Annotated in this window: 11 protein-coding genes; 7 read left to right on the forward strand and 4 right to left on the reverse strand. The window is 58.8% G+C overall.

Features of this window, described 5'->3' with window-relative positions; genetic code table 11:
- From PHW69_07755 to PHW69_07770, 4 genes are all read right to left on the reverse strand, one after another.
- On the reverse strand, positions 1-625 hold a 625-nt coding region (locus PHW69_07755), incomplete at its 3' end, for a histidine kinase dimerization/phospho-acceptor domain-containing protein (GenBank protein ID MDD4005079.1).
- Positions 622-1,308, reverse strand: a complete 687-nt coding sequence (locus PHW69_07760) for a response regulator transcription factor (protein MDD4005080.1) — start codon at positions 1,306-1,308, stop codon at positions 622-624. The genes PHW69_07755 and PHW69_07760, both read right to left, overlap by 4 nt.
- Entirely contained in the window at positions 1,308-2,813 is a 1,506-nt protein-coding gene (locus PHW69_07765) for a HAMP domain-containing sensor histidine kinase (GenBank protein ID MDD4005081.1), read from the reverse strand. Before PHW69_07765 ends, PHW69_07760 begins: the two co-directional genes overlap by 1 nt.
- The gene (locus PHW69_07770; GenBank protein ID MDD4005082.1) at positions 2,798-3,172 is read right to left on the reverse strand and encodes a response regulator; all 375 of its coding nucleotides are present in this window, start codon (positions 3,170-3,172) and stop codon (positions 2,798-2,800) included. Before PHW69_07770 ends, PHW69_07765 begins: the two co-directional genes overlap by 16 nt.
- 95 nt (positions 3,173-3,267) lie before the next feature.
- On the opposite strand from PHW69_07770, the gene PHW69_07775 reads away from it, so the two are divergent.
- From PHW69_07775 to PHW69_07805, 7 genes are all read left to right on the forward strand, one after another.
- Positions 3,268-5,322: a hypothetical protein gene (locus PHW69_07775; GenBank protein MDD4005083.1), complete on the forward strand. Its 2,055-nt coding sequence runs from the start codon at positions 3,268-3,270 to the stop codon at positions 5,320-5,322.
- Positions 5,315-7,120 carry a tetratricopeptide repeat protein gene (locus PHW69_07780; GenBank protein ID MDD4005084.1) on the forward strand — a complete coding sequence of 602 codons (1,806 nt, stop codon included), beginning with the start codon at positions 5,315-5,317 and terminating at the stop codon, positions 7,118-7,120. The genes PHW69_07775 and PHW69_07780 overlap by 8 nt, the downstream gene beginning before the upstream one ends.
- A gap of 139 nt (positions 7,121-7,259) precedes the next feature.
- Positions 7,260-8,030 (forward strand): glucose-1-phosphate cytidylyltransferase, encoded by a 771-nt coding sequence (gene rfbF, locus PHW69_07785; protein MDD4005085.1) that lies wholly within the window; start codon positions 7,260-7,262, stop codon positions 8,028-8,030.
- Complete coding sequence (rfbG, locus tag PHW69_07790; protein MDD4005086.1) at positions 8,021-9,109, forward strand: CDP-glucose 4,6-dehydratase; 1,089 nt, start codon at positions 8,021-8,023, stop codon at positions 9,107-9,109. The genes rfbF and rfbG overlap by 10 nt, the downstream gene beginning before the upstream one ends.
- The gene (gene rfbH / locus PHW69_07795; GenBank protein ID MDD4005087.1) at positions 9,087-10,439 is read left to right on the forward strand and encodes a lipopolysaccharide biosynthesis protein RfbH; all 1,353 of its coding nucleotides are present in this window, start codon (positions 9,087-9,089) and stop codon (positions 10,437-10,439) included. Before rfbG ends, rfbH begins: the two co-directional genes overlap by 23 nt.
- Positions 10,436-11,335 (forward strand): NAD(P)-dependent oxidoreductase, encoded by a 900-nt coding sequence (locus tag PHW69_07800; GenBank protein ID MDD4005088.1) that lies wholly within the window; start codon positions 10,436-10,438, stop codon positions 11,333-11,335. The genes rfbH and PHW69_07800 overlap by 4 nt, the downstream gene beginning before the upstream one ends.
- Positions 11,336-11,342: 7 nt before the next feature.
- On the forward strand, positions 11,343-13,017 hold a 1,675-nt coding region (locus tag PHW69_07805; protein ID MDD4005089.1), incomplete at its 3' end, for a thiamine pyrophosphate-binding protein.

Below are 13,017 nucleotides of genomic sequence, written 5' to 3' on the forward strand. Positions count from 1 at the left end.
GGCTGGTGTCGCGTTCGTTCGCGAGCCTGAAGGGGGCGAACAGGGTCGCGATCTCGTAGGCCGGCGTGGCCGTTTCCGGCGTGATTTCGGCATTCAGTTCGCTCCGGCATCTGTTTTTAGGTTTTTTCACGCTTAATTCCGCCGCGCTGTTTTTGGAGGCCAGCCGCAGAGCCGCTGCGGCCATTTCATAAATCATGCTCTGGAGCCAGTGGCCTTCCATCCGGCAGACAAGCGGGGCTTTGGGCATGTTTATTTCCAGCCGCACCTTTTTCTGCCGGAAAACGTCGCGCAGTTCCTTGCCTATCAGCCCTATCTGTTCCTGAGCGACGCATTTTCCGGCGCCCGGTTTCACAATCCGCAGATCAAAGGCGATCGCGTCCAGAATGGCGTCAATCGTGCCGGTGAGCCGCATGATTGACTCCCGCGCGAGCGCGAGCTGGCTCATCTGCTCCGGTTCCAGCTCGCCGGCGTAGCCTTTGAACAGGTATTCGACATAACCCATCGCTCCGACCAGCGGGCTCCGCAGCGCATGCGATATGCCGTTATGGAATTCCTTCCGGTAGCGCAAGGACTGGTTGGGAACCGTGAACATCGTGAAATTGGGTATTTTTTTCCGGGTTATCATTTGTCCGCCAGCTTGAAGCCGTACCCTTTTATTGTCAGAAGCAGGCCGCCTTTCGCGCCGAGCTTGTTTTTCAGGCGGTGCACTGACATCTCCACCGCCCGCGAGGTGGAAATGAAATCGTGCCCCCAGATCTGCTGCGACAGGAACTCCTTGCTGATCACCTTGCCCGGCCGCGACAAGAAAATCCGCAGCAGTTCAAATTCTTTCGGCCACAGTTTGACTTCTGCGCCTGCGGCGGTGCAGGTGTGGTTTTCCACATCCATTTCGATGTCTGCGAAAGCCAGCGCGGCGCTCTGCTGGGCCGGCACGGCCGTGCGGCGCAGCAATACTTCCACCCGCGCCAGCAGCTCGTCCACCTGGAACGGTTTTGTGAGATAATCGTCGCCGCCCATTTTCAGGCCGGTCACCTTGTCGGCCGTGCTGCCTTTGGAAGTCAGGAACATAACCGGAATGCGGGCCAGCCTGGGATTGTTCTTTATCTGGCGGCATAACTCCAGCCCGTCGCCGTCGGGCAGGCGGCGGTCCATTATTATGAGGTCCGGCACGGGTTTGGCCAGCCCCGGCTGAGCCATTTTGAGCGAACTGGCTTTTTTTACGTTATAGCCTTCTTTTGTCAGGATCTGGTCTATCAGGCGCGAAATGGTGGCTTCGTCCTCCACCACCAGAACGGTGTGTTTCTTCATTAAGCTATATCCTCCTGTTCCGGCCCGCATGGCAGCGTGAAAACGAAGGCGGTTCCGGAGTCCGGCCGGCTTTCCACGGCAATCGCGCCGCCCTGAATTTCGGTCAGTTTTTTGCACAGAGCCAGCCCTATCCCCAGCCCTTTATAGCCGCGCTGCGGCGTAATGCCCGGCACCTGATAAAATTCCGTAAATAACCGTTCCTGTTTGCTTGCCGGAATGCCGGGGCCGGTGTCCCGCACGAAAAAGATTATTTTGCAGCCGTCTTTTTCCGCGCCCACGCTCACCACGCCGCGCGCGGGAGTGAATTTCAGCGCGTTCGACATGAGGTTTATAAACACCTGAAACGTCCGGTCCGGGTCGCCGTAGGCGGTCATGCCGGGGCTCTGCACGGAGGTTTTGAGCTGCACGCCCGCCTTTTCGGCCTGCTTGGCATAGAAGCCGACCGCCTTGATTATTATATCTTCCACCTGGAAATGGCGCTTGGCCAGCGGGAAATTGCCGCCGCCCAGTTTCACCAGATCCAGCACGTTGTCTATGAAGCTCTGGAACCGCTCGGCGTTTTCGGCAATTATCTCAAGGTAGCGCACCTGTTCCGCGTTGACCGGGCCGGCCGCGCCTTTTGACAGGAATTCCGCGTAACCCTTTATTGCCTGCATTGGCGAGCGGAATTCATGGCTTATCGTGGTGACCAGTTCCATAAACCGCTGCCGCAGCGAATTGAGCATCTCCTCGATTTCGCTCAGTTCACGCGTAAGCTGGGAAAAAACGTTGCGGGAGTTGCCGCCGCTTTGCTTGCGGTCGAGCATGCGGCGGGTCTGCTGCTGGATGCCGGCAAGCCGGTTTTCCAGCTTGGCCGACATATAGTACACCAGAGCCGCCAGCAGCGATATCGCCAGCAGATTAAGGAGAATGATTTTGATTATCGTTGCCCGCGTGAGCGAAACGATGGATTCCTGCACCAGTTTTTCCGAAATGCCGATCCGTACTGTTCCAAGAAACCGTTTCTCGCGGTCGTAGACGATGCTCATGTATTCCGTTACGGTTCCCTCCGGGTAGGAGGAGAACTCCCGCCGCGCTTCGCCCGCAGAGCGCAATACCCGTTCCGTATACGGATCAATTTTTGTCAGGTGCATCATCCACACATATTCCGGCAGGCTTTTAAGCACGTAGCCGATGGTGTTGACGGGAGTCTGGAACGCCGCGTAGACCACATCCTTGTCCCGGAACGCGGTGTTGGAGAGCATGATGTATTCGGCCAGCTTTTTGCGGTTTACGTCCTGCGAGTCGGAAAGCACCCATTTCTGGTACAGCGACTGCGAGAACTCGCTTGCCAGCTCTTTCGCCGACTGCATCGCGCGCGACCGGTAATTTTCCTGCTGGAACCGCAGGATGATGCCGGTAAACACGGTAAGCAACAGCGCGGCGTACACTATCGCGCCGATGGTTACCTGTGTTCTTAGAGACAGTTCCGGCAGGCTCAAAAGGCTTTTCAGTTTTCCAAACATTTGGTCACCGCTTCCTTTAGCTCGTCTATCGAGCAGGGTTTCACAAGATAACCTTTCACTCCGCAGGCCTGCCAGTCAAAATTGTCCCGTTCCAGCCGGCGCACGCCGCTTATTATCAGTTTTGGCAGAGCCAGCGCCTGCGGCGCGTTTTTTTTAAGCTGAAAGCAGAAATCACGGGCGGTTCCGTCAGGAAGATTGCTGTCGAGCAGCAGGATGTCCGGCAGGCCGGCGGACAGGCATTTCAGGCCGGCAGCTACGGTATCGGCTTCCGCCACTTCAAGCCCGCACAGTTTTTCCAGCACGGTGCGGAAAAAGTCGCGCACAGCTTTGTCATCGTCAATAATCAGCGCCCGTGCCATAGAATATATCAATTATAGTCTTAATATTGCCGCCGTTCAAGCCAAACGCGAAGGGATGAAGCGGCGGCGCAAAGAATGCTACAATTTCACAGACTATGAGCGATCTGCCACGGCCCCGCAACGCGGCTCCGGTTTTCAGCGTTTATTTCTGGGTTTTGCTGCCGCTTGCCGGGGGCATTATATGGCTTGTCCTGAATTATCTGTTGCCGGAAACGGTGTCCGTCCGGCGGCCGGAAACCGGGCTGTTTCTGTCAAATGCCGTCAAGGCGCTTAAGCCCGAGCCGCTGGAATCTGCCGGGTACCTTTTCATGATTTTCTTTGTGCCGGTATTTTATCTGGCGGCGTTTTTGCTTCTGCGCGCGTTTCGTTTTCAAAACTTGCCGGACCCGGTGCGTAAACGGTTGTGGCAGGTTGCGCTTTTGGTGCAGGGCGGCTGTCTGTATCTGGTTTTTCAGAATCTGTTTTTCCAGAATATTTATGTGCGGCGGTATTTCGCCTCGTCGACGGAATTGCCGGCCCTGCTGGCCGGGCTTGCCGGCGCGGGTTTGACTGCGGCTGCTGCTTGCCGGCCCCGGGCGGTTCGTGAGCGGCTGGCGCGCCTGAAAACGGGCGTTCCCGCCGCCTGGGCCGCGGCGGCGCGGTATGCCGCGGTTTCGGCGGGCGCCGCGGCGCTGGTCGCGGGGCTGCTGCCGTCATTTTTTACCAGCCGCAATTTCGGCAACGCTTTCATTAACGTGCTGGTGCATCTGCCGTTTACCATGGGTGAATTCGCGGCGGTGCTTAACGGACGCAGTCCGGGCGTTGATTTTTTCCCCCAGTATCAGAATCTGCTGGGTTATTTCATGTGGCCGTATTTCAAGCTTTGCGGGCTGGGCATCACGTCATACACGGCGGCGATGGTTCTGCTGTCCGCCGCCGGAATGGCGCTGGTGTGGCGGATGCTGGTGAAAGTGTCGGGCGGGCTGGGCAAAGGCACGCTGCTGTTTTTGATATTTGCGGGGCTGTCTTTTTACGCGCCCAATATAAAGGAACTGCAACGGTTCTATATATTCAATTATTACGCGGTCGCGCCGATCCGCTATCTCGCGCTTTGGCTGACGGGTTTTTTTCTGCTGTCATATCTGGAAAAAAACACCCGGACAAGGCTGTTTGTTTTATTCGGCGCAGCGGGGCTGTGCGTGGTCAATAATCCCGATTTCGGGGTGCCGGCATTCGTCGCGGCCTGTGCGGCCTGCCTTGTGCCTGAAACGGAGGGACGCCTGCTCGCGTCGCGGCGCGGCATGGCGGAGGCCGCCGTGGCGGCCGGAACGGGGCTTATGCTGGGGTGGCTGGTCTTCGCGGCGCTGTCGCTGGTTCATTGCGGCCGCCTGCCGGATCTTTCCGCCATGACCCAGTACCAGCGCATGTTCGTGGTCAACGGTTTTATGGCGCTGCCCGCTCCGCCGATGGGGCTGCATTGGTTGCTGCTGGCGACATTTCTGGGCTCGCTGTTCGCCGGATGCGTGCCGTCGCGCGAAAGCCGGGCTTTGCGCGGACTGCTTGTTTTTGCCGGCATCTCCGGCTGCGGCATCGGCATGTATTATGTGGGACGCTCTCATTCCACGGTGCTGAACGCGGTGTTCCCCGCGTGGGGTGTGGCGCTGGCCCTGCTTCTGCTGTTTCTGGCGCGCGTTCTGGCGCGCGCCGAAGAACGGGACTGCCGCAGGCTGGCGCATGCCGCCCCGGTGTTTTTTCTGCTGTATTTTTCAACGCTGTCAGTGCTGGCGCTCGGCACTCTGAACAATCCGCTGAAGCAATACGGGCGGTTTGCCGGAGAAGACAGCGGCTATATGCCGGCCGTGGCCAAACTCGGCAGTTTTATCGGTTCTTTCGTGTCGCCGGGCGAGAAGGTGCTGATCATCTGCCAGAACGCGCACCTGCTGGCTCTGCTGTCCGGTTCGGATAACGTGTTCCCGTACGCGAGCAGCGGTTCGCTTATCCTCAAAAGCCAGGCTGAACTGGTTGTTTCGGCGGCGCGGAAAAACGGCGTCAGAAAAGTGTTCGGCAAACCGCCCGTCGAGCTGATAGAGCTGCTCGAAGCGGACGGTTTTGTGAAAACCGTCGGGCTGAACGCGATAGGATTTTATGTATGGGAGCGCGGCGGTGTCTGACAATTGCGCCGGCCTGTTTCTTTCCGCATTTGTGCGGAGCGCCGCGCGGAGGCTGCGGGCGGCCCCTGTCCGGCAGGCGTGGATCTGCCTGCTTTTAGGCGCGCTCGCGTTCGGGGCGATGTATCCGGTTTTACGCGCCGATTTCGTGTATTGGGACGAAACCGGATATATCATCAACAACCCCTACATACGGGAATTTTCGTGGCGCAATCTGGCCGCGATATTTTCAAAAACCGATCTGGCTCTCTACACTCCGCTTTCCACTTTTTCCTTCACGTTCGATTACGCGCTGGGCCGGCTCGACCCCGGCGTTTATCACGCCGGCAATCTGCTGCTGCATATCCTTAATACGATGCTGGTGTTTTTTCTGGGCGGCCGGCTGGGCCTGCCGGGGTTCGGCGCGTTTTTCATGGCCGCGCTGTTTGGCGTGCATCCGATGCATGTGGAATCGGTCGCCTGGGTGGCTGAACGCAAGGACGTGCTTTATTCGTTTTTCTATCTTTCGTCGCTGCTGGCGTATCTGCGGTTCAGGGGTTCGGGCAACGCAAAAGAATATCTGGCGGCTTTCGGGCTGTTCGGGCTTGCCATGCTGGCCAAACCCATGGCGGTTACGCTGCCCGTGATACTGATGCTCTGCGACTGGTATTCCGGGGGGCAGACGGCTGTGCGCGCCGGACTGAAAAACAAGATTCCGTTTCTGGCCGTCTCGATCCTGTCGGCGTTGTCGCTTGTGGCGCCGAAACTGCTTTCCGCCTCCGGGAACACGGCGGAGATTGCAAGCGGCCTGTCAAGAACGCTGATGGCTCCGTTCTTTTCATGGATGTTTTACATAGTGCGGCTGCTGGTTCCGGTGAATCTGTGCGGCATGTATGCGGTGGACGGCAACTCCAACTGGGTTGTGTTTTATGTGGTTCTGGCGGAAGTCGTCATTATGCTGGGTGTGGTTCCGCTGGCGGTCAGGCGCAAAACCGCGCCGCTGTTCGGACTGCTGTTTTATACGATAACGCTGTTCCCGGTAAGCCAGGTAGTCAAGTTCGGGCCGGTGCTGGTGGCTGACCGCTACACTTATCTGCCGGCGCTGGGGTTGTTTTTCATAGCTTCGCATCTGTTATGCGGGGTGCTGGAGAGGCTGTCCGGGCGTATGCGCGCGGCGGCGCTGGCGTGCGCGCTGGCCGTGCTCGTGGCATTTGGGCTGGCGGCCAATCTGCGCGCGCGGGTCTGGAAGGATTCGCTCGTGTTCTGGCAGGACGCTTTGTCGAAAAACGACATATCCAAAAGCGTGAAGGTGAACCTCTCCAACGCATATATCCGGCTTGGCCAGCACGGCCGGGCCAAACCGCTGCTGGCCAGTGTGCTGGAGTCTGACCCGGACCGCGCAACCGCTCTTATCAATTACGGGATCTGCGTTTTAAAAGCAGGTGATATTGACGGCAGCCTTGCAGTTTTCGAGCGCGCCCGCAACGCCAGGCCCGAAAGCGGGGATGTCTATGCCAATCTCGCTTCGGCCTATTTCGCCAAAGGCGATTATTCCGCCGCGGTTGCCAACATGAAAGAGGCGATCCGGCTTAATCCAGGCCGTAATTCCTACAATTACAACATGGCGTATTACAAAGCCAAGGCGCTGAAAGAGGGGGCGTGTCCTGACGGAACCTGCCGCGCGGACGCTGAACGCTATCTTCTGGAGTTCCTGAAATACGAGCCGGATAATAAAGACGGCCGGAAGTTTCTGTGCCTGCATGTTCTTACGCCCGCCCGCGCGCGAAAAAATCCGTTCTGCCGGCCCGGCGAAGCCAGATAGCGCGGCTGTTTCCGGTCCATGTATGTTTATATTCGGCGCATAAAAAAGCTATTATGTATGAATTGCCGGGACTCGGAGCGCTGGAAAGCGTTGCCCGATGGTTTTTATGCAGCAAGATCTGCCGCATGGGAGGATGAAATTGAAAACAGTTATTCTGGCGGGCGGCTACGGCACCCGCCTCAGCGAAGAAACGGAAGCGCGCCCCAAACCGATGATCGGCATCGGCGGGATGCCGGTGCTTTGGCACATCATGAAAATTTATTCGCATTACGGGTTCAATGAATTCGTGATCTGCCTTGGCTACAAAGGCTATGTCATAAAGGAATATTTCGCGAACTATTTTCTGCACCGGTCAGACGTGACGATAGATCTGAAGGACAATTCCTTTCAGTTCCACCAGTCTTCCGCGGAGCCGTGGAAAATAACGCTTGTGGAAACCGGGCTGCATACGATGACCGGCGGGCGCATCAAGCGGGTGGCGCCCTATCTCGGCGGCGAGCCGTTCCTGCTTACTTACGGCGACGGTGTGGCCGATGTGGATATTGCCGGGCTGCTGCAATTTCACCGCTCCGGCAAGCGGCTCGCCACGGTGACGGCGGTGGAGCCGCCGGGCAGGTTCGGCGCGCTTGACCTCCAGGCTGACCGGGTGCTTTCTTTCCAGGAAAAACCCGCCGGCGACAATTCGTGGATAAACGGCGGGTTTTTCGTGCTGGAGCCGGAAGTGCTCGGCTATATAAAAGACGACTCCACCTTTTTCGAAAAAGAACCGCTGACCGCGCTGGCCCGCGAGGGTCAGCTCGGCGCGTGGAAACACACCGGGTTCTGGCATCCGATGGACACATTGCGCGACAAAACCTACCTCAATTCGCTTGCCGAGCAGGGCAAAGCTCCGTGGATGCTATGGCGATAGATAAAAATTTCTGGAAAGGCCGCCGGGTGCTTATAACCGGCAATACCGGCTTTAAAGGCGCGTGGCTGACGTTCTGGCTGGCCGAAATGGGCGCGGAAGTAACCGGGTTTTCGCTGCTGCCGCCCACCGAGCCTTCGATGTTCGAACTGCTCGGTCTGAGCGGGGCCTGCACTTATGTGCGGGGCGACGTGCGCGAGCTGGAGCCGCTTGAAAAAACGGTGGCGCAGGCGTGCCCTGAAGTCATTTTTCATATGGCGGCCCAGGCTCTGGTCCTGCCGTCTTACCGCGACCCGGCTGGCACCTATGCCACGAACGTGATGGGCACGGTAAACCTGCTGGAAGCCGTGCGGCGTGTTCCGGCCCGGTACACGCGTTCGGTTGTCGTCGTCACTACCGACAAGTGTTACGAGAACCGCGAACAGCGCGTAAATTATGTCGAAACCGACCGGCTGGGCGGGTATGATCCCTATTCCTCCAGCAAAGCCTGCGCGGAGCTGGTCGCGGCGGCGTACCGCAATTCCTATTTCAATACCGGCGATTACGCCGCCCATAAAACAGGCGTGGCCACAGCGCGGGCAGGCAATGTTATCGGCGGGGGCGACTGGGCTGAAAACCGTATCCTGCCCGATTGCGTGCGCGCGCTGGCAAAGGGCGAGCCGGTTGTGTTGCGCCGTCCGCTTGCGGTGAGGCCGTGGCAGCATGTGCTGGAGCCGCTGGGCGGATATCTGATGCTCGCGCAAAAAATGCATTCCGGCGGCGCGGCGTTTTCCAAGGCTTATAATTTCGGGCCGGACGCGGAAGACAGCCTGACGGTAAGCGAACTGGTGGACTCGTTCTGCGCGGCGATCGGCGGATCGGTGCGGGAGGAGCCCGATTCCAGCGCGCTGCATGAGGCCGGCCTGCTTATGCTTGACAATACTCTTGCCAAGTCCGAACTCGGCTGGAAGCCGGTGTTTAAACCCCGGCAGGCCGTGGGCCTTGCCGCGCAGTGGATCCGTGGGTACCTGAGCGGGGGGGACCTGCGCGAAATCACGTCAGCACAGATAGGACGCTATAATGAAAACCAAACCCAGTTCTGAAAAAGCATTGCGCCGCGAGGTGCTCGGCGCGGTGGCGCGGTATTATAAAGCCACTGCCGGAAAAAAGGATTTCAAGCCGGGCGACCGGATTCCCTACGGCGGCCGGATCTACGACGGGCGCGAAATGACCAGCCTGGCCGGCGCATGCCTTGATTTCTGGCTCACTGCCGGGCCTTATGCCGCGCAATTCGAGCGCGGGCTGGCGCAATATATCGGCGTGAAGCACTGCTCGCTGGTTAATTCCGGCTCAAGCGCGAATCTGGTCGCGTTTGCCGCGCTCACTTCGCCCAAGCTCGGCGCGCGGCGCATCAAACGGGGCGACGAGGTTATCACCACCGCGTCCTGCTTCCCCACCACGCTCGCCCCCGTCATCCAGTCCGGCGCGGTGCCGGTTTTTGTGGATGTGGAGCCGGGCACCTATAACGCTTCATTCGAGGCGGTTGAGCGGGCGGTGACGGGAAAAACGAAAGCCGTGGTTCTGGCGCACACGCTCGGCAATCCTTTTGACGCGCCCCGCCTGCGCCAGTTCTGCGACAAAAAAGGGCTGTGGCTGATCGAGGACAACTGCGACGCGCTCGGCTCCGTAATCAACACTTCCGCCGGGCCCCGCAAAACCGGTTCGTTCGGGCATCTGGCCACCGCAAGTTTTTATCCGGCGCACCATATCACCACCGGCGAGGGCGGCGCGGTGTTCACATCCGATCCGATGCTCAAGCGTCTGGCTGACAGTTTCCGCGACTGGGGCCGCGACTGCTGGTGCGCCGCCGGCACCGACAACACCTGCAAGGCCCGGTTTACCGGCCAGTTCGGGCTGCTGCCGAAGGGTTACGACCATAAATACGTCTATTCGCATTTCGGCTATAACCTCAAAATGACCGATCTGCAGGCCGCGATCGGCTGCGCGCAGCTTAAAAAACTGCCGGCGTTCGTGCGCGCGCGCCGCAAAAACTTCGATTATCTGAGGGACGGGCTTTCCGGGCTGGCTGACGCGCTTGTGCTGCCGCGCGCGTGCCGCGAAACCGAACCGTCGTGGTTCGGGTTCCCGATCGCCGTCCGCAGTGACGCGGGGTTTACCCGCAATGAACTGGTTACCCATCTTGAGGGGCTCGGCATTCAAACCAGAATGCTTTTCGCCGGCAATATACTGCTGCATCCGTGCTTTGACGGCCTGCGTGGCGACAAATCGGTTTACCGCATAAGCGGCAGTCTGGAGCAAACCGACGCCGTGGTGACCGACGTGTTCTGGTTGGGCGTTTATCCGGGTCTGGGCAGAAAACAGCTCGACTTCATAATCAGCGCGGTCAGAGAGTTTGCGGCGAAACACAGATGAAGAATATTCTTGTCACCGGCGCGAGCGGATTCGTGGGGCGCAATCTGGTCGAGCAGTTTTCCGGGCTGCCGCGCTACGCGGGCGGTTATTCCATCGCGGCGCCTTCGCACCGGGAGCTGGATCTGGCGGACAGCGAGTGCGTGGCCGCCTATCTCAAAGCCCGCAGGTTTGACGCGGTGATCCACTGCGCGATCAAGCCGGGGCATCGTAACGCGCCTGATCTGACCGGCCTGTATTACCAGAATACCCGGATGTTTCTCAATCTGCTGCGCGGGCTGGACTCCTGCGGAAAAATCATCTGGCTGGGCTCCGGCCTGGTTTACGATCTGCGCCATTACCGCCCGCTTATGGATGAAAGCTATTTCGGAGTTCATGTGCCGGCTGACGAGGCGGGGTTCGGCAAATACGCCTGCGCGCGGCTGACCGAGCTTTCAAACAACGTGATCGAACTGCGTCCGTTCGGGGTGTATGGCAAGTATGAGGATTACGCGATCCGGTTTATTTCCAATGCAATCTGTAAAACGCTGTCCGGTCTGCCGGTTACGATAAGGCAGAACCGGAAGTTCGATTATATTTCGGTGGACGATCTGGTTTCCGTGATTCATCATTTCATTAATAACGACGCGCGTCACCCGGCTTATAACGTGGCTTCGGGCCGGCCTGTGGAACTGGCCGAAATCGCCAAAACGGTTGTGGAACTGGGCGGGGGCAATAACGGAGTCCGCATCGCGGAACCCGGGCTTGGCGTAGAATACAGCGGCGGTAATGTCCGGCTGCTGGCGGAACTGCCGGGCTTTGAATTCAAGCCGCTGCGCGCCGGTATCGAACAGCTGTTCGAATATTACCGCGGGAACCGGTATCTGATTGATCCGGCACTGCTGGCTGACGACAGGTGACATGTTTATGAAACTTTCGGATTATGCGGCTGAAAAAATTGCCGGGCTGGGCATACGCGACGTGTTCACTGTAACCGGCGGCGGGGCGATGCATCTTAATATGTCGCTGGGGCTGTGCCCGCAACTGCGGTGCGTCTACAACCATCACGAGCAGGCCAGCGCGATCGCCGCGGAAGGCTATGCGCGGCTGACCAATAAAATGCCGCTGGTGTGCGTGACCACCGGGCCGGGCGGCATAAACGCTTTGACGGGCGTGTTCGGCGCGTGGACGGACTCCATTCCCATGTTCGTGCTTTCCGGGCAGGTGAAATATTCCACCACGGTCCGCAGTTCGGGGCTGTCGCTGCGCCAGCTGGGCGATCAGGAATTTGATATAGCGAAAGCCGTGTCCGGGATGACGAAATACGCGGTGATGATAACCGATCCCTATGAAACCGGCTACCATATCGAGCGCGCGTTCAGGCTGGCCGCGCACGGGCGGCCGGGGCCGGTGTGGCTGGACATTCCGATGAACGTGCAGGGCGCGGACATTGATCCCGCGCGGATGAGGAAATACGATCCCGCCGAGGACGCGGAGCGCGAGCCGCCGCCGATCCCCGCCGCCGCGGTGGCGGAGATAATCGAAAAGATCCGTTCCGCGAAACGGCCCGTAATGCTGGTGGGAACCGGGGTTCGGCTGTCTGGCGCGCATGAGGAATTTTTAAAGGCTGTCGAAGCGCTCAATATTCCGGTCGCGACGGCGTGGAACGCGCATGACGCGCTGGAGGAAACGCATCCGCTTTACTGCGGGCGGCCCGGCACGGTGGGCGGCCGGGCGGGCAATTTCGCGGTGCAGAATTCGGACTTGCTGCTTAATATCGGCTGCCGCATGAATGTGCGGCAGGTTTCTTATAACTGGGAAAATTTCGCGCGCGTGGCGTACAAGATAAGCATTGATATTGATCCCGCCGAACTGGAAAAGCCTACGGTGCGGCCCGATATGCCCGTTTGCGGCGACTGCGCGGATTTTTTCCGGCAGGTTATGAAAATGCCGCCGCTTGAGCCGAAAGCCGACTGGCTCGGCTGGTGCAAAGAGCGTCTGCGCCGCTATCCGGCCGTGACGGACGAAATGCGCCGCGAAACGGGACAGGTTAATCCGTATGTGTTCATGGACCGGCTGTCCGACGCGCTTGACGAAAACGCCGTTACGGTTTGCTCCAACGGGTCAGCCGTTGTGATGACTTTTCAGGCCCTGCGGATCAAAAAGGGCCAGCGGCTGTTTTCCAATTCCGGCTGTGCCTCTATGGGATACGGCTTGCCGGCGGCGATCGGAGCGGCGGTCGCTTCGGGCGGGCCGGTCGTGTGCATGGAAGGCGACGGCAGCCTGCAGATGAATATTCAGGAGTTTCAGACACTGGTGAAAAACGGCTTGCCGGTTCATGTTTTCGTAATCAACAACGCGGGCTACCATTCGATCCGGCAGACCCAGCGTAATTTCATGGGCGGCAGGCTCGCCGGCTGCGATTGCGAGTCGGGCGTGGATTTCCCCGATCTGGAAAAAATTTCCGCCGCGTACGGACTGCCGTTTTTCAGGATCCGCGAAAACTCGGAGCTGGCCCGGCAGATTTCCGCCGCGCTAGCCTACAAAGGCCCGTGCGTGTGCGAGATTATGGCCGATCCGAAGCAGGATTTCGAGCCGAAAC

Source organism: Elusimicrobiaceae bacterium (genome assembly GCA_028700325.1).
Lineage (GTDB): Bacteria > Elusimicrobiota > Elusimicrobia > Elusimicrobiales > Elusimicrobiaceae > JAQVSV01.

Excerpts from the sequence above, each read along its gene's own strand:
- PHW69_07760 (MDD4005080.1), bottom strand. The coding sequence starts at position 1,308 with ATGAAGAAACACACCGTTCTGGTGGTGGAGGACGAAGCCACCATTTCG.
- PHW69_07765 (MDD4005081.1), bottom strand. The coding sequence starts at position 2,813 with ATGTTTGGAAAACTGAAAAGCCTTTTGAGCCTGCCGGAACTGTCTCTA.
- PHW69_07770 (MDD4005082.1), bottom strand. The coding sequence starts at position 3,172 with ATGGCACGGGCGCTGATTATTGACGATGACAAAGCTGTGCGCGACTTT.
- PHW69_07775 (MDD4005083.1), top strand. The coding sequence starts at position 3,268 with ATGAGCGATCTGCCACGGCCCCGCAACGCGGCTCCGGTTTTCAGCGTT.
- rfbG (MDD4005086.1), top strand. The coding sequence starts at position 8,021 with ATGGCGATAGATAAAAATTTCTGGAAAGGCCGCCGGGTGCTTATAACC.
- rfbH (MDD4005087.1), top strand. The coding sequence starts at position 9,087 with ATGAAAACCAAACCCAGTTCTGAAAAAGCATTGCGCCGCGAGGTGCTC.
- PHW69_07800 (MDD4005088.1), top strand. The coding sequence starts at position 10,436 with ATGAAGAATATTCTTGTCACCGGCGCGAGCGGATTCGTGGGGCGCAAT.